A 24609-nucleotide genomic window follows, 5' to 3' on the forward strand; every position below is an offset into this window, starting at 1 on the left:
TTCGTCGTTCATGGGTTGCGCGGGATTACGTAATTACGTAATCTCGCAGTCATGGATCTGGAAGAGCGGGTCGCCGAGCTCGAACGGCGCGTGGCGGCCCTGGAGTCCGAGGACGAGGCCGCGCCCCCCGTCGGCGAGGGCGACTTCTGGGCCCTCGACGCGCTGAAGGCGCGCCACCCGGTGTCCGACGACGCGGACGGCGCCGTCCTGTTCACCGGAGCGGTGCGCGTGCCGACGGGGCACCGGTACGAGTGGCAGTACGGACTGCTCACCGAGACGGTGTTCGAGGGCGACTGGTCCGAGGTGGCCGAGTCCTTCGCCGCGCTCGGGAACCCCGTACGGCTGCGGCTGTTGAAGGAGATCCTCGACGGCAGGCGCACGGCCGCCGAGCTGGCCTCCCTGGAGGACGTCGGGACGACCGGCCAGATCTACCACCACCTGCGCCAACTGACCGGCGCGGGCTGGCTGCACACGCCGGGGCGGGGCCGCTATGAGGTTCCGGCGGGCCGAGTGGTGCCGCTGCTGGTCGTGCTGACCGCCGCCCGACCGGTGACCTGATCGCATTCCGTACGAGGGGGAACTTCATGTCCGTACGCCAACGCAAGATCGCCGCCGTGGCCCAGCGCGTGCTGTGGCTGGTCTTCTTCGTCCAGTTCGTCGTCCAGCGGTTCGTGGACCTGCCGTACAACTACTGGGTGAGCTGGCTGCCCCTGCTCGGCGCGATCGCCCTCGCCCTCGCGACCTCGCGGTCCACCCGGCAGCAGATCGCGGCGGAGCCCCCGGCGCCGGTCGAGGTCGAGGCCCCGGTCACCGGCCGCTGGTCCGCCCTCAACAGCCCGGCCACCAAGGTGCCCAGCCACGGCACCCACCAGTTCGGCCAGACCTACGCCATCGACATCACGGCCGAGCCCGCCGAGGGCCCCGCCCGCCCCGCCCCCGTCTGGTTCTGGCCCGTCGCCCGGCACCCCCGTGACTACCCGGCCTTCGGGGCGCCGCTGCGCGCGGGGGCCGACGCCACCGTCGTGCACGCGGAGGACGGCCAGCGCGACCACTTCAGCCGCAGTTCCCTGGCCGGGGTGCTGTACTTCTGGCTGGTCGAGGGCATCGTCCGCAGCGTCAGCGGCACGCGCCGCATCGTCGGCAACCACATCGTGCTCGACCTGGGCGAGGGCACGTACGCCATGTACGCCCACGTCCGCCAGGGCTCCCTCAAGGTCCGCGCGGGCGACAAGGTCCTCGCCGGCCAGGAGCTCGCGGAGTGCGGGAACTCCGGCAACTCCACCGAGCCGCACGTCCACTTCCAGCTCATGGACGGCCCGGACCTGGACACGGCGCGCGGGGTGCCGTTCCGGTGGCGGGGGGTCGGGGTGCCCGCGAACAAGGAGGTGTTCACGGCCGGAGAGCGGGCTGGGGCCGCACCTCAGCCGGAGGTTCCGGCGCGCTGACCGGGTGGCGGGAGCCGGGGAGCCGCAGCGCCAGCAGCGTCCCGAGCACCATCACCCCCGCCCCGCACAGGAACACCACGTCCGTCGCGGAGACGAAGGCCCGCACCGCCTCGCCGTGCGGGCCTCCCGTGAGCCCGGCGATGGCGCTGACCTCGCCACCGGGACCGTCCGCCGCGTACAGCCGCAGCAGCAGCGTGCCGAAGACGGCGCTGCCCAGCGCGTTGCCCAGGGTCTGGAAGAAGCGGATGCCCGTCGTGGCGACCCCCAGCTGGTGGCGCGGCGCCGCGTCCTGCACCAACTGGACGAGCTGCCCGATGAGTTGGCCGAAGCCGATGCCCGCGAGCAGCAGCCCGCCCCGGACCAGCCACAGCGAGGTGTCCGGCCCGATCGTGGCGAGCAGCCCGAAGGCGAGCGCCGAGGTGAGCGTGCCGCTGACGGTGAACGTCCGCGCGGACCAGCCGCGTTCGGCGAGGCGTCCCGAGACCAGCCCGACCGCCGTCATGCCGGCCGCCATCGGGATCAGGTAGAGCCCGGCCGCCGAGCTGGAGATGCCGCGTGCCACCTGGAGGTAGAGCAGCGCGTAGTAGATGACGCACATCATCGCGGCGCCCTGCAGCCCCTGGATCGCGAAACCCCGGCGCAGCTGCGGGATGCGGAACATGGAGAGGGGCAGGACGGGTTCGGCGGCCTTCGCCTGCCGCCACAGGAACAGGGCGAGCGCCGCCGCCCCGCCCGCGACGAGCCCCAGCACGACCGGTGAGGACCAGGCGTAGTCCTTGCCGCCCCAGTCCGCGATCAGCAGCAGGCAGGTGGAGAAGGCCGCCGCGAGCGTGGCGCCGAGGTAGTCGACGGCGCGCCGCACGGGGTGCTCGGGCAGCTTCAGGACGAAGGCGGAGGCGGCCAGGACCACGACGCCGATCGGCAGGTTGACGTAGAAGATCCAGCGCCAGCTCGCGTGGTCGGAGAGGAAGCCGCCGAGCCAGGGCCCGAGCGCCATGCCGCCGCCCGCGACGATCCCGCCGAAGCTGCCGCCCTTGCCCTCGCCCTGCTCCCCGGGCCCCTTGAGGTGGGCGAGCACCACCATCGTGACGCTCATCAGGCCGCCGCCCCCGAGCCCCTGCACCGCGCGGGCCGCGATCAGCTGCCCCATCGACTGGGCGGCGCCGCAGAGCGCGGAGCCGAGCAGGAAGACCGCGACCGCGCCGGTGAAGACGCGCTGGGCGCCGAACACGTCGCAGAGCCTGCCGTACAGCGGGAGCATCGCGGCGCTCGCCAGCGCGTAGGCGCTGACCAGCCACGGGATCGCGGCGATGCCGTGTCGCGGGTCCAGGTCGTGGACGATCGGGACGCTGGCCGACGACACGATCTGCAGGTCGAGCACGGCCAGGACGATCGTCGCCAGGCAGATGACGAAGCCCGCTTTGCGCTGGCCTTCGGTCATGGGTTCCCCCCTTTTCCTCTCGGTCCTTCTCTCGGTCGGTGGCACCACCATGCCCAGAAATATATATCGGGTCAATATTTCTGCTCAGGCAAAAATTCATCCTGGTACAGTGACGGCATGGCAGAGGAGATGGGGCTGCGCGAGCGCAAGAAGAAGCAGACGGCGCTGCGGATCCGGCGGTCCGCGCTGCAGCTCTTCGTCGAGCGCGGCTACGACAAGGTGTCCGTCGCGGAGATCGCCGAGGCCGCCGAGGTGTCGAAGATGACCGTCTTCAACTACTTCGGGACCAAGGAGGACATCCTCGTCGCGCCGATGGAGGAGCACGTCGGCGACCCGGCCCGCGCGGTGCGCGAGCGGCGGCAGGGGGAGCCGGCCGTCGACGCGGTGCGCCGCCAGTTCATGGAGCAGATCGCCGCGCGCGACGCCTCGGTCGGGCTCAGCGACAGCGCGCTCGCCGTCAAGCTGCGCCAACTCATCAGCGAGACACCGGCGTTGAGCCACCGGCTGCTCATCTTCCAGCTGCGCGGACTCCAGCTCCTCACCGAGGCCCTCGCGGAGGACACCGGCGACCCGCTGCTCGCGCGCGTCGCCGCGGGCCAGCTCCTCGGCGCCCGCAACGCGGTCATCATGGAGAACCAGCGCCGCACCCTCGCCGGCGACCCGCTCGACCAGGTCGCCGAGGATGCCGCGACGTATGCGGGGCGCGCCTTCGACCTGGTGGAAAAGGGCCTGAAGGGGTACGCGGCGAAGCTTTAGTCTCGGACCCATGCCACCGGCCAAGAAGCGCACGCGCTCGTACGACTCCGCCAAGATCCGCCCCGCGGTCCTCGCCCAGTTCCGGCAGGTGCGCGACGCGGTCGCGACCCTCACGCCCGAGCAGCTCGACCGGCCCACGCGGCTCGGGGACTGGACCGTGCGCGAGCTGGCCGCGCACCTGTCGATGGTGCTCGGCTCGGTCGTGCGCTACCTGGACACCCCCGAGCCCTCGAAGCACGAAGTCCCGCTGATGGACTGGCCGTTCGCGACCCGGTCCGCCGCCGCCCAGGTCGACGAGGACGTGCGCGAGCTGGTGGCGGGCGCCGGGCTCGACGAGCTCTTCGCGACGACGCTCGCCCGCATCGAGGAGGCCCTGCCCGCCGCCCCGGACGGCCGCCTCGTGCCCTCCCGGTTCGGCGCCATGACGCTCGGGGACTTCATGGTCACCCGTACCGTCGAACTCGTCGTGCACACCGACGACTTGAACGCCGCGGTGCCGGGCCTCGACGTCCCCTACGAGCGGCAGGCCGTCGCCGCCTGCACCCGCCTGCTCGCCGACGCCCTCGCGGTGAAGGCCCCCGGCGGCTCCACCGAGGTGCGCGTCCCGCCGTACGCCGTGGTGCAGTGCGTCGAGGGCCTGCGGCACACCCGCGGCACCCCGCCCAACGTGGTCGAGACGGACCCCCTGACCTGGATCCGGCTCGCGACCGGGCGGACCGGGTGGCGGGCGGAGCTGGACGCGGGGACGGTGCGGGCGAGCGGGGAGCGGGCGGACCTCGGGGCGCTGCTTCCGGTCATGAGCTGAGGCGGGGCTCGGCGGGGCCCGGCCGACGTATCGGCGGGGCTCGGCTGATATATCGGCGGGGCTCAACTGACGTACCGGCGGGGCTCAACTGACGTATCGGCGGGGGCGACCGGCCTGGTGGAACCGGATTCCCCCCTCGCCCCGTCACACCGACATGCAGAAGCACCGTGTCACCCCAGCCCTCACCGCCCTGGCCGCCGCCGGGCTGCTGCTCACCGCCTGCGGTACGCAGTCCGGCAGCGGTGGTGCGGACCGTTCGGACGACCGCGGCGGCCGTTCCGTCGACACCGAGCTCCCGCTCACCGGCGTCCACTGGAACGTCGACAGCGTCACGGTCGGCGGCACCACCCGGCACGCCCCGGCAGGCGCCTTCGTCGAGTTCACGGAGAAGGGGCAGGCCGAAGGCAACTACGGCTGCAACAGCATGGGCGCCGACGTGAAGATCCACGGCGACGCCATCGACTTCTCGCAGACCCGGATGACCGACATGGGCTGCGACAAGGTCCCGATGCGGTTCGAGGAGACCCTCAGCAAGGCGCTCGGCGTCCAGAGCAAGATCAAGGCCAAGGTCGACGGCGACCGGCTGACGCTCACCACCGCCAAGGGCGACCGCGTGCGGCTCTCGTCCGAGCCCGGCTCCCCGCTCGTCGGCACCCAGTGGACCGTGACCGCCGTCGGCGACGGCAGGACGGCGACGTCCCTGCCGAAGGACGTGACCGGGAAGGTCCGGCTCACCTTCGGCAAGGACGGCAAGGTCCGCGGCAACCTCGGCTGCAACGAGGTAACGGCCAAGGCGAAGCCGCGCGACGGCCGCATCGCCCTCGGCCCGCCCGCGACCACCCGGAAGATGTGCCCGGGCGCCGCGATGCAGACCGAGCGCAAGCTCTTGAAGCTCTTCGACGGCACGGCCCGCTACGAGCTGAAGCACCGCTCCCTGACGCTGACCGCCAAGGACGGCACGGTGGTCAGCGCGAATGCCGCCCCGTCCGGTCAGCACCGGAAGTAGCCCTCGCCGTACGGCGGTTGCGGGACTTCAGCACGAAGGCGCCGCCCGCAGCGAGCAGCAGCGCGCCGCCGAAGGCGTACGGGAGCGTGGTGGAGGAGTCGGCCCCGGTCTCGGCGAGCTGTGACGAACCCCCTTCGGGGCGGGTGTCGTTGGCGTCGCCGTCCGTGGGCGCGGCCTTGGTGGGTGCGGCCTTGGTGGACCCGGCCTCACTGGGCGCGGGTGCGGCCTCCTTGGGTGCGGGTGCGGCCTCCTTGGGCGCCGCCACCCCGTCCAGGCTCACGGCCACCGTCGCCGACGTGGCCCCCGACCTCACGACCTTGACCTCGACCTCGCGCGCCGTGTCGGTGAGCTTCGCGCCCGCCTTCAGGGCGTCCGCGTCGGCGGCGGCGTCGGAGCCGGTGGTCTCGTCGGCGTCGGGCGTCGGGTCGAGGAGCGCCGACTTGGTGTAGTCCTTGGCGGGCACCCGGTAGGCGTGCACGCCCTGGATCTCGCCGTCGACGGTGCCCGACTTGTGCCGCAGCTCGACGACGAGCCGGTCCTCGCCCAGCGGGATGTCGAGCGCCCGCACCCCGCCCCCGCTGCCGTAGAGCGGACGCAGCGTGTACGTACCGGACTTGGCGACGTTCGCGAGCTGCCCGCCGGTCAGCCACTTGTTGTGGATCAGCTCGGGAGAGGTGAGCCCGGCCTCCCAACCGCCGCCTCCCATCGGGGTCTTGTGGCTGGTCCCGTCCTCTTTGCAGCCCTTGCCGAGGTCCCCCTCGGGGCAGCGAAGACGCATGTGGTGGCTGTAGCCGAAGTTGTGCCCGAACTCGTGGACCAGGGCGGTCATCGACATCTTGCCGTCGGCGCCGACCGGCATCCACGTGGTGCCGCCGCCGACCGTGCCGAGCGCCAGCCAGTCGCAGCCCGCCTTCTCGGACGGGTAGACGATCGACAGGTGGTCGTAGTCGGACTCCGCCACGCCTTCCTCGGCGAGCGCCTTCCGCGTCAGCTCGTTGATCTTGCCGGTGTCGCAGCCCGTGGCCGCGAGGTCGATGGTGACGGGGCCGGTCACGCCGTCGCCGTCGGCCGCCTTGAAGGTGGTCGCCCCATTGGTGACCTCGTTGTAGTACGAGGTCAGGGACTCGCTCTTGCCGAAGTAGTTCTGCTTCAGGGCGCCTTCGAGCTTCGTGGCGTCCGGGATCCGGCTGTCCGTGAAGTTCACCATCGCGACCTGGACCCGGCGCTCGGGCCGGTCGGCGGCGGTCGCCTGGGCGGTGGAGGCCGCGAGGGCGGCCGAACAGGCCAGGGGTATCAGGGCGGCACGGGACAACTTCATGGGGGAGCCTTCCGGGGCGGGGGGGCGAGGTGGCGAGGGCCAACTGACGCGCGCCCGAGGCACGTTATCGATCACCGCGCCGCCCGAAAGCCCTCCACAACGGCCGTTAGGGCCCGCTTAAGACTCCCTTCAGACAGCCGCTCCGGGCGCCCCCGCGGCCAGAGCCGGTCGGACGCCCGCGGTCAGCCAGCCGGTCCGGGCGCCCGCGGCCAGGTCAGGCCGCCGGATACGGCAGCAGCCCCTCGTCCGTCTTCTCCCAGGCCGCCTTCAGCTCACCGAGCAGCTTCGGCTCGTCCACCGCCCGGTCGGCCTGCTCCCGCCGGTCGGCGCCCAGGTCGAACAGCTGGTCCTTGCCGCCCTTGCCCCGGTAGTACTTCCACTGGCCGCGCCGCAGCGCCCGCTCCCCGCGCACCCGCCAGAACAGCTCCCGCTCGGCGAGCTCCTCGCCCCGCAGCAGATACCCGGCGAGGCTGGTCCCGTCGAGCGGATACGCGGGGTGCGGCCGCGCCCCGCCGACCTCCAGCAGCGTCGCCGTCCAGTCCGGTGTGAAGACCGGCTCGTGGCTGACCTGCCCGCCGTCGATCCGCGCGGGCCACCGCACGAGGGTGGGCACCCGTATCCCGCCCTCCTGGAGCGAGCTCTTGTTGCCGGACAGCGGCCAGTTGTACGAGAACCGCTCACCGCCGTTGTCGGAGGCGAAGAAGACGAGGGTGTCCTGCTCCTGCCCCGACTGCTTCAGCGCCCGCAGCACCTTCCCGATCGACCGGTCCAGGTCCTGGACCATCTCCGTGTACTTCTCGACCGAGCCGCCGTCCTGGTGCCACAGCGCGCCCTTCTGGCCCGCCTTGACCCGGCGCACGACCTCGGCGCTCTCCTCCTCGTCGCCGTCCGCGATCCACGGCCAGTGCGGGGTGGTGAAGTTGAGGTTCAGCAGCCACGGCTTGCCCCCGTGGTCGCGCCGCACGTAGTCGCCGGCCCGCTCGGTCAGGATCCGGGTGTAGTACCGCAGGTCCTTGTACTCGGCGTCGCCTTCCCTGACATCCCCCTCGTACAGGTCGTACTCGCCGCCGAGCCCCAGCTTCGAGTAGTACTCCAGGGCTCCGCCGAAGTTCCCGAAGAACTCGTCCCAGCCCGACTTGGTGGGGGAGTGGTCCGGGAGGTAGCCGCAGTGCCACTTGCCGATGAGCGCGGTCGCGTACCCGGCGTCGCGCAGCAGCGAGGCGAGCGTCGGGTGGTTCGGGTCGAGCCCCGCCGACCTGTCCGCGATCGGCTCGGCGAGCCCGCCCTCCGTACGCCCCGGGAAGCGCCCCGTGTACAGGCTGAACCGGGTCGGGGAGCAGGTCGCGGAGCCCGCGTAGGCGTCGGTGAACCGCACGCCCTGGCGTGCGAGCCGGTCCAGGTTCGGGGTCTTGATGTGCGGTGACCCGTACGAGGAGAGATCGGCCCAGCCGAGGTCGTCCCCGAGGATGAACAGGATGTTGGGCCGCCGGGACCGGGACCGGGTGTCAGCCCGGAAGGGCCGCTCGGCAGCGGTGGCGTGCGCGTTCTCGGCGGCCGCGGCACCGGGCACACCCACGGCGGCGGCCGCGGCAGTGGCACCGACGGCCCCGCCGAAGGCGCGCCGGGACAGCTTCTTCTCGTACGGGGACACAGCGAGCTCCAGGAAGAAGGGCGATCAGGGGGTGCCGGCCCCAGGAGCCTCACCGTCCCCTCAGCCACGCGTCAACGCGGAGCCCCACCTGTTCACAGGGCTGTCGTGCCTGTTCACAGCGCTGTCGTACTCCAGAAGAACCCCTTGAAATCGCGCGGACACGGAGCGTGGCGTGAGCTGACTGTACGTACACAAACCCCGCACGACCGACCAGCAAGGAGCCACACCATGCGTATAGCGCGCACCGCCCTCGCCACCGCCACCGTCCTCACCCTCGGCCTCGCCGCCCCCGCCACGGCCTGGGCCGCCGCCCCCGCCGACCCGCCCCCGAAGCCCGCCGGCGCCAAGAAGGACGTCCCCGTCGACGGCGGCTTCGTGAAGCTCACTCTCGACGCCTCGCTGCTCGACGGGCTCAAGGCCAAGGGCGTCGTCCTCACCCAGCTCACCAACGACTGCAAGGTCCCCAAGGCCCCCGACGGCAAGCCCTACGTGCCGCCCGTCACCGCGCTCAGCGTCGGCGTGAAGTCCGGCGCCGTGGCCGCCCTGGACGCCAAGGTCGGCGGCAAGCTGGCCCTCGCGGACACCTGCCTCGGCCTGGTGAACACGAAGACGAAGACGGCCGTCACCGTCTCCAACCTCTCGGCCGACCTGTCCACCGGCACCCTCCTCGCGTCCCTGCACGGCGCGAAGGGCGAGGCACAGGTGAGGCTCGGCACGTTCGCGCGGCCCGCCCTCGACAAGAAGACCGTCGACACCGCGGCCAACTCCGTCTCGCTCACCAGCGACGTCAAGGTCGACGCCGACGTCGCCGCGAAGATCAACGCGGACCTCGGGGTGGACGTCCTCGCCGCGGGCTCGGCGCTGCTCACCGCCAACACCGACCTGTCCCTGCAGGCGGACGCGGACCTCAAGCTCGACCTGGGCCTGAACGTGAACACCGAGGTCAACACGGGTCTCGACCTGGGCGTCATCCTCGGCGGCCTGCTCGGCCTGAAGTGATCACCGGGTGACCGCCGCGGCCCCGGCCCCACCGGGCCGGGGCTAACGCTCCGTACAAACCCCGTATCCCCAATTCGGACCAGTGGTCGATCTCGCCTACACTCGGTGCCGTGCCACGTGGTGACGGTCGACTCAATCACGATCTGCTCCCCGGCGAGAAAGGCCCCCAGGACGCTTGTGGCGTCTTCGGTGTCTGGGCTCCGGGCGAAGAGGTCGCAAAGCTCACGTACTTCGGGCTCTACGCCCTCCAGCATCGGGGCCAGGAATCCGCGGGAATCGCGGTCAGCAACGGCTCCCAGATCCTCGTCTTCAAGGACATGGGCCTCGTGTCCCAGGTCTTCGACGAGACCTCCCTCGGTTCCCTCCAAGGTCATATCGCGGTCGGTCACGCCCGCTACTCGACCACCGGAGCCTCCGTGTGGGAGAACGCCCAGCCGACGTTCCGCGCCACCGCGCACGGCTCCATCGCGCTCGGGCACAACGGAAACCTGGTCAACACGGCCCAGCTCGCCGAGCTGGTCGCCGACCTGCCGAAGGAGAACGGCCGCGCGACCCAGGTCGCCGCGACCAACGACACGGACCTGGTCACCGCGCTGCTCGCGGGCCAGACCGACGACGACGGCAAGCCGCTGACCATAGAGGACGCCGCCGCCAAGGTCCTCCCGGACGTGCAGGGCGCCTTCTCCCTCGTCTTCATGGACGAGCACACGCTGTACGCGGCCCGCGATCCGCAGGGCATCCGCCCGCTGGTCCTCGGCCGCCTGGAGCGCGGCTGGGTCGTCGCCTCCGAGTCCGCCGCCCTCGACATCTGCGGCGCCAGCTTCGTCCGCGAGATCGAGCCGGGCGAGTTCGTCGCCATCGACGAGAACGGCCTGCGCACCTCTCGATTCGCAGAAGCGAAGCCCAAGGGCTGTGTCTTCGAGTATGTGTACCTGGCCCGCCCGGACACCGACATCGCGGGCCGGAACGTCTACCTCTCGCGCGTGGAGATGGGCCGCAAGCTCGCCGCCGAGGCCCCCGTCGAGGCCGACCTCGTCATAGCGACGCCCGAATCCGGCACCCCCGCCGCGATCGGTTACGCGGAGGCGTCCGGCATCCCCTTCGGCGCCGGACTCGTGAAGAACGCCTACGTCGGCCGGACCTTCATCCAGCCCTCGCAGACCATCCGCCAGCTCGGCATCCGCCTCAAGCTGAACCCCCTCAAGGAAGTCATCAAGGGCAAGCGCCTGGTGGTCGTCGACGACTCGATCGTCCGCGGCAACACCCAGCGCGCCCTGGTGAAGATGCTCCGCGAGGCGGGCGCGGCCGAGGTCCACATCCGGATCTCCTCGCCCCCCGTGAAGTGGCCCTGCTTCTTCGGCATCGACTTCGCCACCCGCGCGGAGCTGATCGCCAACGGCATGACCATCGAGGAGATCGGCACCTCGCTCGGCGCCGACTCGCTCTCGTACATCTCCATCGACGGCATGATCGAGGCCACCACCATCGACAAGCCGAACCTCTGCCGCGCCTGCTTCGACGGCGAGTACCCGATGGATCTTCCCGACCCCGAGCTGCTCGGCAAGCAGCTCCTGGAGACGGAGCTGGCGGCGGGCCCCGCCGCCACGGCAGCGGCCGACGCGATCCGTCGCCCGTAAGCCCACGTAGTAACGACACGAAAGCTCTCACCCCTTATGTCTGAGACCACTGGTGCCAGCTACGCAGCGGCAGGCGTAGACATCGAAGCGGGCGACCGCGCCGTCGAGCTGATGAAGGAGTGGGTCAAGAAGACCCAGCGCCCCGAGGTCGCGGGCCTCGGCGGCCTCGGCGGCTTCGCCGGCCTCTTCGACGCCTCCGCGCTCAAGCGCTTCGAGCGCCCCCTGCTCGCCTCCGCCACCGACGGCGTCGGCACGAAGGTCGACCTGGCCCGCCAGCTCGGCGTCTACGACACCATCGGCCACGACCTCGTCGCGATGGTCATGGACGACATCGTCGTCTGCGGCGCCGAGCCGCTCTTCATGACCGACTACATCTGTGTCGGCAAGGTCCACCCCGAGCGCGTCGCCGCCATCGTGAAGGGCATCGCCGAGGGCTGCGTCCTCGCGGGCTGCTCCCTCGTCGGCGGCGAGACCGCCGAGCACCCGGGCCTGCTCGGCCCGGACGACTTCGACGTCGCGGGCGCAGGCACCGGCGCCGTGGAGGCCGACAGGCTGCTGGGCGCGGATCGTATCCGTAAGGGTGACGCGGTGATCGCGATGGCGTCGTCCGGCCTTCACTCCAACGGGTATTCGCTGGTCCGGCACGTGGTCTTCGACCGCGCGCACATGACCCTGGACCAGCAGGTCGAGGAGTTCGGCCGCACCCTCGGCGAAGAGCTCCTGGAGCCGACCAAGATCTACTCGCTGGACTGCCTGGCCCTGACCCGCACCGCCGAGGTGCACGCCTTCAGCCACATCACGGGCGGCGGCCTCGCGGCCAACCTGGCCCGGGTGATCCCGGACGGCCTGCACGCCACGGTCGACCGCTCCACCTGGACCCCGGGCGCGGTCTTCGACCTCGTCGGCAAGGCCGGCCAGGTCGAGCGCCTGGAGCTGGAGAAGACCCTGAACATGGGCGTGGGCATGATCGCGATCGTCCCCGAGGAGTCGGTGGACGTGGCCCTCACGACCCTCGCCGACCGCGGCGTGGACTCCTGGGTCGCCGGCGAGATCATGGACCGCGGCACGCACACCACGGGCGCTGAGCTCACGGGTGACTACCTCAAGTAGGCGCCGCCAGGCAGCACAAAACCCGGTCCGTCGGTGTCACCACCCCGGACCGGGTGAGGTGCAGTCGCTACGAGAAGTTCGAGAACTGCGAATGTGCTGCGAGTGCTACGCGGTCAAGCGCCGCGGCGCTGAGACGAAGGACCGGACTCGTCCGAGCCGTCATCGTCCTCGTCGTCGTTGTAGAGATCCGCGTACTGCGCGTACGGGTCGTCTTCCTCGTCCTCGTCCTCGAACGGCTCGCCATTCGGCGGCTGTTGCGAAGTCGAAGCGCCCAGCTCGTTGGCCAGACGCGACAGGTCAGTCCCGCCGCTGTTGTACTTCAGCTGGCGGGCGACCTTTGTCTGCTTGGCCTTGGCCCGGCCGCGCCCCATGGCTCGACCCCCTCGGTATCGGGGCTTCATGGCCCCAGAGTCTTGACACGCGTTCATGATCTAGAACGGGCTCTCCGCGGAGAGACCGGTCTGTAGGGCTTCCACGGTACCTGCTCCTGCGGCCATACGGTACGTCGCCCGCAGGACGCGCGTGAGCGCAGGACCCGCGAGGCGCCCTGTCCTCGCTGGTCAGCTGCGATTTTAACCTCTTCTTGGCGGGCGACCCGCCGACGGGCGTGAGTCTTGTCTCCCAGAGGCGTCCCAGGGGTGTCCCGGACGCCTCCCGGACGTCACTCGGCTGTGCGTCGGCGGGCCTTCGGCCGGGGGCCGGTCAGTGGCTGCCGCGCGCCTCCGCCATCTTCTGCTCGGCGATCCTGTCGGACGCCGCGGCGGGCGGAATCCCGTCTTCCTTTGCGCGAGCGAAGATCGAAAGCGTGGTGTCGAAGATCTTCGCGGCCTTCGCCTTGCACCGGTCGAAGTCGAAGCCGTTCAGCTCGTCCGCGACCTGGATCACGCCGCCCGCGTTCACCACGTAGTCCGGCGCGTAGAGGATGCCGCGGTCGGCGAGGTCCTTCTCGACGCCGGGGTGCGCGAGCTGGTTGTTGGCGGCGCCGCAGACCACCTTGGCGGTGAGGGCGGGCACGGAGTCGTCGTCGAGGGCGCCGCCGAGGGCGCAGGGGGCGTAGATGTCGAGGCCCTCGGTGCGGATGAGCGCCTCGGTGTCGGCGACGGCCGTGACCCGGCCCGCGTGCCGCTCGACGACCCGGCGCACGGACTCCGCGCGCACATCGGTGACCACGACCTCCGCGCCGTCCTCCATGAGGTGGTCCACCAGGTGGTGGCCGACCTTGCCGACGCCCGCGACGGCGACCTTGCGGCCGCGCAGCGTCGGGTCGCCCCACAGGTGCTGGGCCGAGGCGCGCATGCCCTGGAAGACGCCGTACGCGGTGAGCACGGAGGAGTCGCCCGCGCCACCGTTCTCCGGCGAGCGCCCCGTCGTCCAGCGGCACTCGCGGGCTACGACGTCCATGTCCGCGACATAGGTGCCGACGTCGCACGCCGTCACGTACCGCCCGCCGAGCGAGGCCACGAAGCGCCCGTAGGCGAGCAGGAGTTGCTCGGTCTTGTGGCGCTCGGGGTCGCCGATGATGACGGCCTTGCCCCCGCCGTGGCCGAGCCCGGCCATCGCGTTCTTGTACGACATCCCGCGGGCGAGGTTCAGCGCGTCGGCGACGGCCGCCTCCTCGTTCGCGTACGGGTAGAAGCGGGTGCCGCCGAGGGCGGGGCCGAGGGCGGTGGAGTGGAGGGCGATGACGGCCTTCAGACCGCTGGCGCGGTCCTGGCACAGCACGACTTGCTCATGGCCGCCCTGGTCCGAGTGGAACAGGGTGTGCAGGACATCAGCGGGTGCGCCGGTTACATCGGTCACTGTGGTGACTCCCAGGTAAGTAGCGGCAGTTGAGCGGGCTCCCGTGCGGGTGGCGGGCCCCGTTGGGCATGAGACTAGAGCCTGCGGCCGGGCATCGGCCGCGCAGTGCCGAGGATCACCCCCTCCCGGAGTACGAGCGGGAGTTCGGGCCGGAGCACGGGCGGGGGCGGCGCAGTTCGGCCATGGCACGCTGTGCAGTGTTTTCCAGCCGGTACGCGGGGGAGGGAGCAGCCGTGCCCAAGGTGTCGTCGTTGATCGTCCCGTACGCGTCCTACTTGCGGGTGTACGAGCCCCTAGCGGCCTTCCCGGAGCCGGAGCGCGGCCACTGGGCCCGCTATGCCCGCCGCCCGGACCTCCCCTCGTGCCAGGACGAACTGCGCGAGTCCCTGGCCGACTTGCTGCCCACACCGCCGATCCCGGTGCCGGTGCACGAGAGCAGCGACGCCTTCGTCCTGGAGGTCGACGGCGTGCTGTGCGTCTGCCCCTGGCGCACCCGGCTGCGCGGCTGGCAGGCCCTGGGCGACCTGGCCGAGCAGCTGCCGGCGCCGGTGCTCGACGCGGTGCTGCCGCCGGTGGTGCGCCGCCAGGCCACCGCGGACTACGAGCAGTGGCTGACCCGCAACCCCGACGCCCGCCCCTGGATCCGCACCTCGACGTGGCAGATCCCGCTGAACTGGTTCGTGCTCGTCTCGGAGGAGGAGCGCCACTTCGAGAAGGGGACGGCGGGCGCCGAGGGCGAGGGCGAGGACCCCGCCGTGGACCGGCTGCCGGTCCTTCGCTATCGCACCCCGATGGTGCAGGCGCGGCGCCGGGTCGCCCGCGGGCTCAAGGCACTGCGGGAGGCGATGGACGAGGGGCCGCTCATCGACGGCCTGGTCGACGTCGGCCGCTGGCTGGAGGAGTTCCACCCGCGCTCGCTCGTCGAGCTGGACTACGGCGGCCTGGTGCACGCGCTGCCGGTGGCGGACCTGGACGAGGACCACTCGGCGGCGGATGTGGCCGAGGGCATCGAGGCGCTGCGCAACGGCGACGGAGAGGTCGCCGGCGAGGCGTATGCGAGGCTCGTGGAGCGCTGGCGGGCGGTCCGGGACCGGCAGTTCTCCAACTGATCACGGCCGCGCCCCCGCCCTGAGACGGCCCACAAGCCGGGGGGCGGTCGCATAGTTGTCGGGGGCACCACATAAGTTATCGCTTACGCCCGCGAGGACCTACGTCCCGATCCGGGCCTTTGTGTCAAGCGTGACGGACCGCACTTACTTCGCCCTTGCGTCCATCGCCCCTCCTCGTGCCAAAATAGGACAAGGAGCCCGGGGAGGGCTCCTTCCGTCCAACTAAGGCCGGATTGCTCAGCATTGCACGCTATGGGGGGTCTGTTGACTCCTGATCGCTCTGTGACTGATCGTCACTGTGGCGTGACTGTCCGCTATGGCATGGTCCATCGGCTTCCGTCGCTGATGGACACCTGGGAGGGCAATTCCATCGGTTTGGCCGACGCGGCTGGACGGATGGTGTAGTTGTAGTGCCGAGGACAAGCCGTTCGTCCTATAACCGACTCGACTCGCGTCCGCCATTTCGGGCAACGCGGGTCAAGGTGCAGAATTTAGAGGAATGAACCGAGAAGGTTCGGTTCTCCCGAGGAGGCCGCTCATGACCGCTCGCACCCCTGATGCCGAGCCGCTGCTGACCCCGGCTGAGGTCGCCACGATGTTCCGCGTCGACCCCAAGACGGTCACGCGCTGGGCCAAGGCTGGCAAGCTCACGTCGATTCGTACGCTCGGCGGACACCGCCGTTACCGCGAGGCTGAGGTCCGCGCGCTTCTTGCGGGCATCCCGCAGCAGCGCAGCGAGGCCTGAACAGCAGCCGAAACACGGCACAAAAGCACAAATCGGGCGAAGAGCATGACCACTGCCGGGTCCCCCAACCTGGCCGTACGTCCGACATAGAGCTACACACGACGAGGGTTCCCGCCCCAACGGGGGCCCACGCCTGAACCTCATGGGTGCGTCGTCGATCGCGCTGGACTCCGCCGGGTCCAGCGCGATCTTTTTTGTGTGCCCCGTCAGCGCGGGGGAGGTGCTGGTGAGTGGGCCTGTTCGGCTCTGAGGGGCCCTGTTGGAAGTCCGTCGGGGAGGGCTCGGGGCGCCGTCCGGAGTGACGCCGGGTAACTCTGTGGGCCGCCCGTGAGGGTGGTGCAATTGCACATATTAAATTGACTCGTTGTAGGGAGGGTGTAAGTTCCGGGGTTTCCAAAACTCGAGCGGTGACACCCGTCACATGCTGGGGTCCTTGTTGCGTGGGACATTCCTGCGCTAGAGGAGGGCGCGGTGGTGTCCGGACGTGAGTACAAGGAGGTCCGGCTCCCAGCCTCCCACTCGGGAGGGGGTCTCAGGGTCGGCTTTGGTCATGCCTTGGGGGGACTTTCGTCCCCGCTCCCCACGATGGGCTCACAGGGCCCGGTCTGGGGCTCCAGGGCCAGGCGCAGCAGACGGTGGCAGATGGGGCAGTGGCGGGTGAGGTGGCGGTAGCCGGAGGCCGCGGAGAGGTGTGCGCGCAGCAGGGCGCGCGTCTCGTGCCGAACGGGCGTCGCCATGTACGGCCTCCTGGTGGAGCGTCCGACGGTCCTTGCTGTCTGGGGTACCCGGCGAATGTGACGGCGTCAAGGTTCGTGCGCAGACACGAGAAGGGCCCGCACCATCCGGTGCGGGCCCTTCTTCTTGCGGTCCTGACGGGATTTGAACCCGCGGCCTCCACCTTGACAGGGTGGCGAGCACTCCAAACTGCTCCACAGGACCAGGCTTTGCGGCGCCCCCGGCGGAGTCGGTAGTGGACTCTGCCTTCGTTGCGCTGCGAGATGAGACTGTACAGCAGTGCAGGCCCGGCGGTCGAACTCACCCTGTGTGGTTGGTTCGTTACGGTGCCGCCGCGTCGATCGCCTTCACGATGCGCTTGTCGGAGACGGGGTACGCCGTGCCGAGCGCGTGCGCGAAGTAGCTGACGCGGAGCTCCTCCAGCATCCACCGGATGTCCAGGACCTCCTGCGGGACGGGGCGGCCCTGGGGCAGCTGTTCCAGGAGCCAGGCGTACTCGTCCTGCATCTCGTGGACCTTTTCCATGCGCGTCGTGTCCCGCTGGACGTTCGTCGGCATCTGCTGGAGGCGGCGGTCGGCGGCGACCAGGTAGCGCATCAGGTCCGGGAGGCGGCGCAGGCCCGTCGCGGTGACGAAGCCGGGCTTGATGAGGGCGTCCAGCTGCGCCCGTACGTCCGTGAGGTTGGCGAGCAGCGTGGGGCTCTTCGTGGACTTCAGGCGGCGCTCACAGGCTTGCCAGGCGGCGAGGGCCTGCTGGACCTGGTCGACCGTGCGGACCGTCGTGTCGACGATCTCCGCGCGCACCTTCTCGTAGAGCTTGCGGTACGACTCCTCGTCCCAGGCGGGGCCGCCGAAGTCCGCGATCAGCTTGTCGGTGGCGGCCATGGCGCAGTCGGCGAAGAGGGCCGGCATGGAGCCGTGCGGATTCGCCGACAGGGCCAGCTTCTGCTGGTTGGTGAGCTTGTCCGAGGCGAACTTGGCGGGGTTCACCGGGATGTTGAGGAGGATGAGGCGGCGGGTGCCCTTGACCATCGCCTGCTGCTGCTCGGCCTCCGAGTCGAAGAGGCGCACGGAGACGGTGCCCGCCTGGGGGCCGTCGTCGACGAGGGCCGGGTACGCCTTCACCGGCTGGCCCGCGCGACGGGTCTCGAAGACCCGCGAGAGGGTGCCGATCGTCCAGTCGGTGAGCCCCTTGCGCTCGACGGACTCGCCGCCGGAGCGCTCCGCGGTCGCCTGGGCGGCCTTGGAGAGGGCCTGGCGGGCCTTCGGCTTCAGCTGGAGCTGCAGGGCCTGAAGGTCCTTGTCCTCCGCGAGCTTGCGGCGCCGCTCGTCGGTGATCCGGAAAGTGATCTTGAGATGGTCCGGGACGCGGGTCAGGTCGAAGTCCTCCGGGTGCACCGGGACGCCGACCATCTGCTGGAGCTCGCGGGCCAGCGTCACGTGCAGGGGCTCCTGCAGCGGCACCGCGCGGTCCAGGAACGCCCTGGCGAAGTTGGGCGCCGGGACGTAGTTGCGGCGGATCGGCTTGGGCAGGGAGCGGATCAGCTCGATCACGACCTCCTCGCGCAGGCCCGGGATCTGCCAGTCGAAGCCCTCGTCGGTGACCTGGTTGAGGACCTGGAGCGGGATGTGGACCGTCACGCCGTCCGCGTCCGCGCCCGGCTCGAACTGGTACGTCACCTTGAACTTGAGCGGGCCCTGGCGCCAGGAGTCGGGGTAGTCGGACTTGCTGACGTCCCCCGCCTTCTCGTTGATGAGCATCGACCGCTCGAAGTCGAGCAGCTCCGGCTCCTCGCGCTGCTTCTTCTTCCACCAGGAGTCGAAGTGGGCGCCGGACACGACGTGTTCGGGGACCCGCTGGTCGTAGAAGTCGAAGAGCGTCTCGTCGTCCACGAGGATGTCGCGGCGGCGGGCGCGGTGCTCCAGCTCCTCGACCTCGGTGAGGAGGCGGCGGTTGTCCGCGAAGAACTTGTGGTGGGTGCGCCAGTCGCCCTCGACCAGCGCGTTGCGGATGAACAGGTCGCGGGAGACCTCGGGGTCGATGCGGCCGTAGTTCACCTTGCGGTCGGTGACGAGCGGGACGCCGTAGAGGGTGACCTTCTCGATCGCCATGACGGCGGCCTGGTCCTTCTCCCAGTGCGGCTCGCTGTAGGTGCGCTTGAGCAGGTGCTGGGCGAGCGGCTCGACCCACTCGGGCTCGATGCGGGCGTTGACCCGGGCCCACAGGCGGGACGTCTCGACCAGCTCGGCCGACATCACGAAGCGCGGGGGCTTCTTGAAGAGCGCCGAGCCCGGGAAGATCGCGAACTTCGCGTTGCGCGCGCCCACGTACTCGTTGCGCCCGCCGCCGCGCTGCTTCGGGTCCTTGTCGCGGCTTTCCTTCGACTCCTTCACGTCTTTCATCCCGATGTGGGAGAGCAGGCCGGACAGGAGGGAGATGTGGACGTGCTGCTCGGGGGCGTCCTCGTCGTTGAGGTGGATGCCCATCTGCTTGGCGACCGTGCGGAGTTGGGTGTAGATGTCCTGCCACTCGCGCACCCGCAGATAGTTCAGGTACTCCCGCTTGCACATGCGGCGGAACGCGGAGGAGCCGAGGTCCTTCTGCTGCTCGCGGAGGTAGCGCCAGAGGTTGAGGAAGGCGAGGAAGTCGCTCGTCTCGTCCTTGAAGCGGGCGTGCTGCTGGTCGGCCTGGGCCTGCTTCTCCTGCGGGCGCTCGCGCGGGTCCTGGATGGAGAGCGCAGCGGCGATCACCATGACTTCCCGTACGCAGCCGTTCTTGTCGGCCTCCAGGACCATGCGGGCCAGGCGCGGGTCGACGGGGAGCTGGGAGAGCTTGCGGCCCTGCTGGGTGAGGCGCTTCTTGGGGTCCTTCTGGGACGGGTCCAGCGCGCCGAGCTCCTGGAGGAGCTGGACGCCGTCGCGGATGTTGCGGTGGTCCGGCGGGTCGATGAAGGGGAACTTCTCGATGTCGCCGAGGCCCGCGGCGGTCATCTGGAGGATGACCGAGGCCAGGTTCGTACGGAGGATCTCGGCGTCCGTGAACTCCGGGCGGGAGAGGAAGTCGTCCTCGGAGTAGAGGCGGATGCAGATGCCGTCCGACGTACGGCCGCAGCGGCCCTTGCGCTGGTTGGCGCTGGCCTGGCTGACCGCCTCGATGGGCAGGCGCTGCACCTTCGTGCGGTGGCTGTAGCGGGAGATGCGGGCGGTGCCCGGGTCGATCACGTACTTGATGCCGGGGACGGTGAGGGAGGTCTCCGCCACGTTCGTCGCGAGGACGATTCTGCGGCCGGTGTGCGGCTGGAAGACCCGGTGCTGCTCGGCATGGCTCAACCGGGCGTAGAGCGGCAGCACTTCGGTGAACTTGTATCTCTTCTTCTCCAGCGCGTCCGCCGTGTCGCGGATCTCGCGCTCACCGGAGAGGAAGACGAGGATGTCGCCCTTGCCCTCGGACTGGAGCTCCTCGACGGCGTCGGTGATCGCGGTGATCTGGTCGCGGTCCGACTCCTCGCTGTCCTCCTCCAGGAGCGGGCGGTAGCGCACCTCCACCGGATACGTACGGCCGCTGACCTCGACGATCGGGGCGTCCCCGAAGTGCCGCGAGAAGCGCTCGGGGTCGATGGTCGCCGAGGTGATGACGACCTTCAGGTCCGGCCGCTTGGGCAGGAGTTGGGCGAGGTAGCCGAGCAGGAAGTCGATGTTGAGGGAGCGCTCGTGGGCCTCGTCGATGATGATCGTGTCGTACGCGCGCAGCTCGCGGTCGGTCTGGATCTCGGCCAGCAGGATGCCGTCCGTCATCAGCTTCACGTACGTGTCGCCGCCGACCTGGTCGGTGAAGCGGACCTTCCAGCCGACGGCCTCGCCCAGCGGCGTGTCCAGCTCGTCGGCCACGCGCTCGGCGACCGTGCGGGCGGCGATGCGGCGGGGCTGCGTGTGCCCGATCATGCCGCGCACGCCCCGGCCGAGCTCCATGCAGATCTTCGGGATCTGCGTCGTCTTCCCGGAGCCCGTCTCACCGGCGACGATCACGACCTGGTGGTCGCGGATCGCGTCGGCGATCTCGTCCTTCTTCTGGCTGACCGGGAGCTGCTCCGGGTAGGTGATCGCGGGCAGGCGGCTGCCCCGCTCGGCCATCCTGGCCGCTCCCTTGTCGACCTCCGCCGCGATCTCGGCGAGGACGGCTGCGCGGGCCTCGGGCTTGCGGATCCGGCGGGCACCCTCGAGCCGGCGGCCGAGCCGGTGCTCATCGCGCAGCGAGAGCTCGGCCAGGCGCGGGGCGAGGGTGTCGAAGGTGAGGGCAGGCTGCGTAGACATACGCGGTCCAGGATCTCACCTCGGGGAAAAGCCTGGCGAATGCTTTTGGCCGGGCCCGGCGGCCGCACCCCGTGTCACCCCTCACCCGGTAGGTCCGTTATGGGTGGTTTAGCGTGTTCGTATGTCTGAGCACGAGCCTGAACAGGGGAAACAGCACGAACACGGCGCCCACGGGAAGGTGCCCACGTGGGGCGAGCGGTGGGCGGCCTTCAAGGAGTCGCCGTTCCTGCCCGCGAGCGTGCTGGTCCTGATCCTGGCGGCGGCCGCGGGGCTCTTCGCCGGCTCGTACACGTACTCCATGGCGAACCCGACGCCGCACCGGATCCCGACGGCGGTGGTCGGGGCGGAGAACGCGACCCACGGCAAGGCGTTCCTCGCGGGCATGGAGAAGGCACTGAACGCCTCGGTGGAGGTGCACCGCTACGACAGCCTGGCGGCGGCCCGGACCGGGGTCGACGAACAGCAGGTCTTCGCGATCCTGGACGTGGGCCGCGAGGACCGGGTGACGCTCGACGTGTCGGGTGCCTCGGGGGCGTCGGTCGCGCAGGTGCTCGCGGAGACGGCGCCGAAGGTGGGCAAGGACGTCGGGGTGCCGGTGGCGGTGCAGGACATCAAGCCGCTCCAGAAGGGCGATCCGTGGGGGCTCGCCATCTTCTACATCTCGCTCGCGGCGGTGATCATCGGCTTCGTGGGGGCGATCCAGCTGAGCGTGCACGCGCGCGGGCTGAACCCTGCGGAGCGGATCGCCGTGACGGTGGTCTACGCACTGCTCGGCGGGTTCGTGATCGCGGCGGTGGTGGACTGGTGGCTGGGGGCGGTGGATCTGCCCTTCGCGGAGTCGTGGCTGATCCTCGCGCTGACGATGTTCACGTCGGGGATGGTCTTCACGATGTTCAACACGCTGTTCGGGCGCTGGGCGATGATCCCGACGTGGGGGCTGATGGTGCTGCTCGGCAATCCCTCGTCGGGCGGGGCGGTGTCGTGGCCGCTGCTGCCGTCGGTCCTCGGGCACATCGGGCGCTGGCTGCCGCCGGGGGCCTCGGTGAACGCGCAGCACACGGCGGTGTACTTCGGGGGCCACCAGCACGCGTTCCCGTTCCTGGTCCTGGGCGGGTGGGCGCTGCTCGCCTGCACGGTCTTCTGGGTCTGGCGCCACCGGCACCCGGGCGGCCGCGAGGCGGGGCCGGTCCATGCGGCGGCCCCTGCGGGGTGAGTGCGCCTGCGGGGTGAGTGCTCCCGCCGGGCGAGCGGGTGCCCGTGCGGGGCGCGGGCACGACGAAGGCCCCGTCCGCTCGGACGGGGCCTTCGAGGAAGTGGCTGGGGCCGGGATCGAACCGGCGACCTATCGCTTTTCAGGCGATCGCTCGTACCAACTGAGCTACCCAGCCACGCAGTTCGCAGAGACGAACTGCAGCGGTCCTGACGGGATTTGAACCCGCGGCCTCCACCTTGACAGGGTGGCGAGCACTCCAAACTGCTCCACAGGACCAAGCGTTGTGCGAGAACAAGTCTCGCACAGGGTGTTGCGTGCCCCCAACGGGATTCGAACCCGTGCTACCGCCTTGAAAGGGCGGCGTCCTGGGCCACTAGACGATGAGGGCTAAGAGGCCCGCCGTGGGCGCTTCGCAGCGCGTCGGGGACGTGAGAAGCATATGGGATGGGGGGAGCTATCGCCAAAACGCTTATCGGGGGCCTGGGGGTCGCTCCCCGGATGGCTGGGCGGGGGAGGGAGTGGGCGGTGGGGTCGAGGGCGTCGCTCCGGGCTTGTTCTCCTTGGGGAGATGGCGGCTGACCTCGGCTTTCGTCAGGCCGAGCCCACCGAGTCTGATCTCGTCCCAGGCTTGGAGGCGCTTGGTCGAGCTGTCGAGATAGAGGACCGACGCCTCGACCGGGTCCGGGTGGGAGTCGTCGACCGCGCGCAGCCCGCTGCCTCCGGTGGAGCCCTCGATGCGGAGCCGGGTGCCCCGGTCCATGACCTCCATCTCCTGGTGGTGGATGTGGCCCGCGAGGACGAGGGGCACCTCGCCGTCGGTGGTGCGGGCGGCGGTGGGGTTGTGGGTGAGGGCGATGTCCACGGGGGTGCCCTCGGCGCGCTGGGTGCGCAGGGCGGCGGTGAGGGTGAGGCCCGCGGCCCGCTCGGCGTTGTCGCCCTCCGCCTTGACCGAGCGGTCCGGCGTGAACTGCGGGTCGCCCATGCCCGCGAAGCGCAGGCCCGCGACGGTGACCGCCCTGCCGTCGTCGAGGACGTGGGTGTTCTTGAGGCCCTTGAGGTAGCGCTGGGTGGTGAGCGAGTCGTGGTTGCCGCGGACCCAGACGTAGGGGGCGCCGAGGTCCTTGATCGGGTCGAGGAAGCCGTTCTCCGTCTTGCTGCCGTGGTCCATGGTGTCGCCGGTGTCGACGATCACGTCGATCCCGTACTGCTCGACGAGGGACGCGATGATGTGCCAGCTCGCCGGGTTGAGGTGGATGTCGGAGACGTGCAGGACGCGGATCGTGGAGGGGTCCGGCTGGTACGCGGGGAGCGTGGAGGTCACGTCGTAGAGCTTGGTGACGTTGGTGACCAGGCGCGCCAACTCCCGCTGGTAGACGTCGAATTCGCTGACGATGTTGCGGGCGTTGCCGACGACGGAGGGGGCCGAGGCGAGCAGGCCCGAGTACTTGGGCTCCAGGACCGAGTCGGGGTTCCACGTCGCGTAGGCCGCCGTGCCCGACGCGGTCAGCAGGGCCAGGGCCAGGCCGCCCGCCGCGAGGGCGCGGCGCGGGCGGCGGTAGACGGCGAGGCCGAGCGCGGTGGCGCCGGAGACGACGGCGACGCAGGAGCGGACGGCCAGGTCGGCGGTGCCGTGCACGACGTCGTGGGCGACCTCGTCCTGGAGCCCGGAGATGCGCTCGGGGTGGTCGACCAGGGCCTGCGAGCGCACCGGGTCGAGCCGGTCCACGTCCACGTCGAGGCGGACGGGCGCGGTGTGCGAGGCCAGCTGGAGCGAGCCGAGCGGGGCGACGTTGATCTTCGTGCCGCCGGTGAGGGAGGGCCGCAGGGTCATACGGGTGTCCATCGGGCCCACGGGCGCGTGCACGCTGCCGACGATCAGCAGGCCGAGCCAGGCGCCGAGCAGGACCACGGCGACCAGGCCGAGGGCCCTCCCGTACGGGTGCGGGGGGCTGACGAGCTCGCCGACCGGGTGGGTGTGGCGGGAGCGGTAGTGGCGGGCGAGGGCGGCGGGGGCGGCGCGCAGGGTGCGGGGCGTGCCGCGGATGCCGCCGCGCAGGGCGCGCAGGGCGCGTATGCCGAGCTGAACGACCGTGAAGTCGCGGGCCATTGGTCCCGTATGCCCAATTGGAGGGGTGTGTATGCGGGCTCGTGGATGACAATGAGGGGGTGCTGGAGATGACGCGCGAGGAGTTCGAGGAACTGGTCGCAGAGGCGCTCGACCGGATTCCGGCGGAGCTGACGCGGCTGATGGACAACGTGGCCGTCTTCGTGGAGGACGAGCCGCCCGCCGACGATCCCGAGCTGCTCGGGCTGTACGAGGGGACGCCGCTGACCGACCGGGGCGAGTGGTACGCGGGCGTGCTCCCGGACCGGATCACCATCTACCGGGGGCCGACCCTGCGGATGTGCGAGTCGCGCGAGGACGTCGTCGCGGAGACCGAGATCACGGTGGTCCACGAGGTGGCGCACCACTTCGGGATCGACGACGCGCGGCTGCACGCGCTGGGGTACGGGTGAGCGGTTGACCG

The 24609-nt window shown here is 70.5% G+C and carries 20 protein-coding genes and 4 tRNA genes; 12 read left to right on the forward strand and 12 right to left on the reverse strand.

Going from position 1 to position 24609, the window contains the following annotated elements; genetic code table 11:
* Positions 1-51: 51 nt before the first annotated feature.
* Positions 52-558: an ArsR/SmtB family transcription factor gene (locus ACQB60_RS42390; RefSeq protein ID WP_496931433.1), complete on the forward strand. Its 507-nt coding sequence runs from the start codon at positions 52-54 to the stop codon at positions 556-558.
* Between the two features lie 26 nt (positions 559-584).
* The gene (locus ACQB60_RS42395) at positions 585-1445 is read left to right on the forward strand and encodes a M23 family metallopeptidase (protein ID WP_496931434.1); all 861 of its coding nucleotides are present in this window, start codon (positions 585-587) and stop codon (positions 1443-1445) included.
* Here the strand turns inward: ACQB60_RS42395 and ACQB60_RS42400 are convergent.
* A complete protein-coding gene (locus tag ACQB60_RS42400; RefSeq protein WP_496931435.1) occupies positions 1390-2886 on the reverse strand; it encodes an MFS transporter in 1497 nt (498 codons plus the stop codon). The genes ACQB60_RS42395 and ACQB60_RS42400 overlap by 56 nt on opposite strands.
* Before the next feature lie 117 nt (positions 2887-3003).
* On the opposite strand from ACQB60_RS42400, the gene ACQB60_RS42405 reads away from it, so the two are divergent.
* From ACQB60_RS42405 to ACQB60_RS42415, 3 genes are all read left to right on the forward strand, one after another.
* Complete coding sequence (locus tag ACQB60_RS42405; protein ID WP_496931436.1) at positions 3004-3642, forward strand: TetR/AcrR family transcriptional regulator; 639 nt, start codon at positions 3004-3006, stop codon at positions 3640-3642.
* A 10-nt stretch (positions 3643-3652) separates the two neighbouring features.
* Positions 3653-4447, forward strand: a complete 795-nt coding sequence (locus ACQB60_RS42410) for a maleylpyruvate isomerase family mycothiol-dependent enzyme (RefSeq protein WP_496931437.1) — start codon at positions 3653-3655, stop codon at positions 4445-4447.
* A 154-nt stretch (positions 4448-4601) separates the two neighbouring features.
* A complete protein-coding gene (locus ACQB60_RS42415; RefSeq protein ID WP_496931438.1) occupies positions 4602-5453 on the forward strand; it encodes an META domain-containing protein in 852 nt (283 codons plus the stop codon).
* On the opposite strand, the gene ACQB60_RS42420 is transcribed toward ACQB60_RS42415, so the two are convergent.
* Complete coding sequence (locus tag ACQB60_RS42420; RefSeq protein ID WP_496931439.1) at positions 5413-6771, reverse strand: LPXTG cell wall anchor domain-containing protein; 1359 nt, start codon at positions 6769-6771, stop codon at positions 5413-5415. The two genes, ACQB60_RS42415 and ACQB60_RS42420, sit on opposite strands and share 41 nt — an antisense overlap.
* A gap of 214 nt (positions 6772-6985) precedes the next feature.
* Positions 6986-8422: a sulfatase family protein gene (locus ACQB60_RS42425; RefSeq protein ID WP_496931440.1), complete on the reverse strand. Its 1437-nt coding sequence runs from the start codon at positions 8420-8422 to the stop codon at positions 6986-6988.
* A 228-nt stretch (positions 8423-8650) separates the two neighbouring features.
* Here ACQB60_RS42425 and ACQB60_RS42430 point away from each other — a divergent pair, with 228 nt between their 5' ends.
* The 3 genes from ACQB60_RS42430 to purM all read left to right on the forward strand — a co-directional run bounded on the left by ACQB60_RS42430 (position 8651) and on the right by purM (position 12168).
* Complete coding sequence (locus tag ACQB60_RS42430) at positions 8651-9421, forward strand: hypothetical protein (RefSeq protein WP_496931441.1); 771 nt, start codon at positions 8651-8653, stop codon at positions 9419-9421.
* Positions 9422-9531: 110 nt separating this feature from the next.
* Positions 9532-11058, forward strand: coding sequence for an amidophosphoribosyltransferase (gene purF, locus ACQB60_RS42435; protein WP_496931442.1), 1527 nt, complete (start codon positions 9532-9534; stop codon positions 11056-11058).
* Positions 11059-11094: 36 nt separating this feature from the next.
* The gene (gene purM, locus ACQB60_RS42440) at positions 11095-12168 is read left to right on the forward strand and encodes a phosphoribosylformylglycinamidine cyclo-ligase (protein WP_496931443.1); all 1074 of its coding nucleotides are present in this window, start codon (positions 11095-11097) and stop codon (positions 12166-12168) included.
* 113 nt (positions 12169-12281) lie between these two features.
* On the opposite strand, the gene ACQB60_RS42445 is transcribed toward purM, so the two are convergent.
* Together ACQB60_RS42445 and ACQB60_RS42450 are read right to left on the reverse strand one after the other, a co-directional pair.
* Positions 12282-12539: a DUF3073 domain-containing protein gene (locus tag ACQB60_RS42445; protein WP_496931444.1), complete on the reverse strand. Its 258-nt coding sequence runs from the start codon at positions 12537-12539 to the stop codon at positions 12282-12284.
* Between the two features lie 331 nt (positions 12540-12870).
* A complete protein-coding gene (locus ACQB60_RS42450) occupies positions 12871-13968 on the reverse strand; it encodes a Leu/Phe/Val dehydrogenase (RefSeq protein WP_496931445.1) in 1098 nt (365 codons plus the stop codon).
* A 233-nt stretch (positions 13969-14201) separates the two neighbouring features.
* On the opposite strand from ACQB60_RS42450, the gene ACQB60_RS42455 reads away from it, so the two are divergent.
* Together ACQB60_RS42455 and bldC are read left to right on the forward strand one after the other, a co-directional pair.
* On the forward strand, positions 14202-15077 hold the full coding sequence (locus tag ACQB60_RS42455) for a DUF8083 family protein (RefSeq protein WP_496931446.1): 876 nt from the start codon (positions 14202-14204) through the stop codon (positions 15075-15077).
* Positions 15078-15615: 538 nt separating this feature from the next.
* Complete coding sequence (gene bldC, locus ACQB60_RS42460) at positions 15616-15822, forward strand: developmental transcriptional regulator BldC (protein ID WP_003949541.1); 207 nt, start codon at positions 15616-15618, stop codon at positions 15820-15822.
* 548 nt (positions 15823-16370) lie between these two features.
* Here bldC and ACQB60_RS42465 read toward each other — a convergent pair.
* The 3 genes from ACQB60_RS42465 to hrpA all read right to left on the reverse strand — a co-directional run bounded on the left by ACQB60_RS42465 (position 16371) and on the right by hrpA (position 20868).
* A complete protein-coding gene (locus ACQB60_RS42465; RefSeq protein ID WP_384828876.1) occupies positions 16371-16559 on the reverse strand; it encodes a DUF6274 family protein in 189 nt (62 codons plus the stop codon).
* 127 nt (positions 16560-16686) lie between these two features.
* Positions 16687-16761, reverse strand: a tRNA-Asp gene (locus ACQB60_RS42470).
* A gap of 117 nt (positions 16762-16878) precedes the next feature.
* Positions 16879-20868: an ATP-dependent RNA helicase HrpA gene (hrpA, locus tag ACQB60_RS42475; RefSeq protein WP_496931447.1), complete on the reverse strand. Its 3990-nt coding sequence runs from the start codon at positions 20866-20868 to the stop codon at positions 16879-16881.
* 121 nt (positions 20869-20989) lie between these two features.
* On the opposite strand from hrpA, the gene ACQB60_RS42480 reads away from it, so the two are divergent.
* Complete coding sequence (locus tag ACQB60_RS42480; RefSeq protein ID WP_496931448.1) at positions 20990-22081, forward strand: ABC-2 transporter permease; 1092 nt, start codon at positions 20990-20992, stop codon at positions 22079-22081.
* A gap of 101 nt (positions 22082-22182) precedes the next feature.
* Here the strand turns inward: ACQB60_RS42480 and ACQB60_RS42485 are convergent.
* From ACQB60_RS42485 to ACQB60_RS42500, 4 genes are all read right to left on the reverse strand, one after another.
* A tRNA-Phe gene (locus tag ACQB60_RS42485) sits at positions 22183-22256 on the reverse strand.
* 26 nt (positions 22257-22282) lie between these two features.
* Positions 22283-22357, reverse strand: a tRNA-Asp gene (locus ACQB60_RS42490).
* 39 nt (positions 22358-22396) lie between these two features.
* Positions 22397-22469: transfer RNA gene (locus tag ACQB60_RS42495), tRNA-Glu, on the reverse strand.
* An 81-nt stretch (positions 22470-22550) separates the two neighbouring features.
* Entirely contained in the window at positions 22551-24188 is a 1638-nt protein-coding gene (locus ACQB60_RS42500) for a metallophosphoesterase family protein (RefSeq protein WP_496931449.1), read from the reverse strand.
* A gap of 59 nt (positions 24189-24247) precedes the next feature.
* Here ACQB60_RS42500 and ACQB60_RS42505 point away from each other — a divergent pair, with 59 nt between their 5' ends.
* Entirely contained in the window at positions 24248-24598 is a 351-nt protein-coding gene (locus ACQB60_RS42505) for a metallopeptidase family protein (RefSeq protein WP_384829408.1), read from the forward strand.
* Positions 24599-24609: the final 11 nt, after the last annotated feature.

The sequence above is a fragment of the Streptomyces odontotermitis genome (assembly GCF_050510915.1).
Taxonomy (GTDB): Bacteria; Actinomycetota; Actinomycetes; order Streptomycetales; family Streptomycetaceae; genus Streptomyces.

Coding starts and splice junctions, on each gene's coding strand:
- ACQB60_RS42410 (WP_496931437.1), top strand. CDS start 3,653: ATGCCACCGGCCAAGAAGCGCACGCGCTCGTACGACTCCGCCAAGATC.
- purM (WP_496931443.1), top strand. CDS start 11,095: ATGTCTGAGACCACTGGTGCCAGCTACGCAGCGGCAGGCGTAGACATC.
- ACQB60_RS42445 (WP_496931444.1), bottom strand. CDS start 12,539: ATGGGGCGCGGCCGGGCCAAGGCCAAGCAGACAAAGGTCGCCCGCCAG.
- ACQB60_RS42465 (WP_384828876.1), bottom strand. CDS start 16,559: ATGGCGACGCCCGTTCGGCACGAGACGCGCGCCCTGCTGCGCGCACAC.
- bldC (WP_003949541.1), top strand. CDS start 15,616: ATGACCGCTCGCACCCCTGATGCCGAGCCGCTGCTGACCCCGGCTGAG.
- ACQB60_RS42430 (WP_496931441.1), top strand. CDS start 8,651: ATGCGTATAGCGCGCACCGCCCTCGCCACCGCCACCGTCCTCACCCTC.
- ACQB60_RS42415 (WP_496931438.1), top strand. CDS start 4,602: ATGCAGAAGCACCGTGTCACCCCAGCCCTCACCGCCCTGGCCGCCGCC.
- ACQB60_RS42390 (WP_496931433.1), top strand. CDS start 52: ATGGATCTGGAAGAGCGGGTCGCCGAGCTCGAACGGCGCGTGGCGGCC.
- ACQB60_RS42500 (WP_496931449.1), bottom strand. CDS start 24,188: ATGGCCCGCGACTTCACGGTCGTTCAGCTCGGCATACGCGCCCTGCGC.
- ACQB60_RS42480 (WP_496931448.1), top strand. CDS start 20,990: ATGTCTGAGCACGAGCCTGAACAGGGGAAACAGCACGAACACGGCGCC.
- ACQB60_RS42405 (WP_496931436.1), top strand. CDS start 3,004: ATGGCAGAGGAGATGGGGCTGCGCGAGCGCAAGAAGAAGCAGACGGCG.
- ACQB60_RS42395 (WP_496931434.1), top strand. CDS start 585: ATGTCCGTACGCCAACGCAAGATCGCCGCCGTGGCCCAGCGCGTGCTG.
- hrpA (WP_496931447.1), bottom strand. CDS start 20,868: ATGTCTACGCAGCCTGCCCTCACCTTCGACACCCTCGCCCCGCGCCTG.
- ACQB60_RS42420 (WP_496931439.1), bottom strand. CDS start 6,771: ATGAAGTTGTCCCGTGCCGCCCTGATACCCCTGGCCTGTTCGGCCGCC.
- ACQB60_RS42400 (WP_496931435.1), bottom strand. CDS start 2,886: ATGACCGAAGGCCAGCGCAAAGCGGGCTTCGTCATCTGCCTGGCGACG.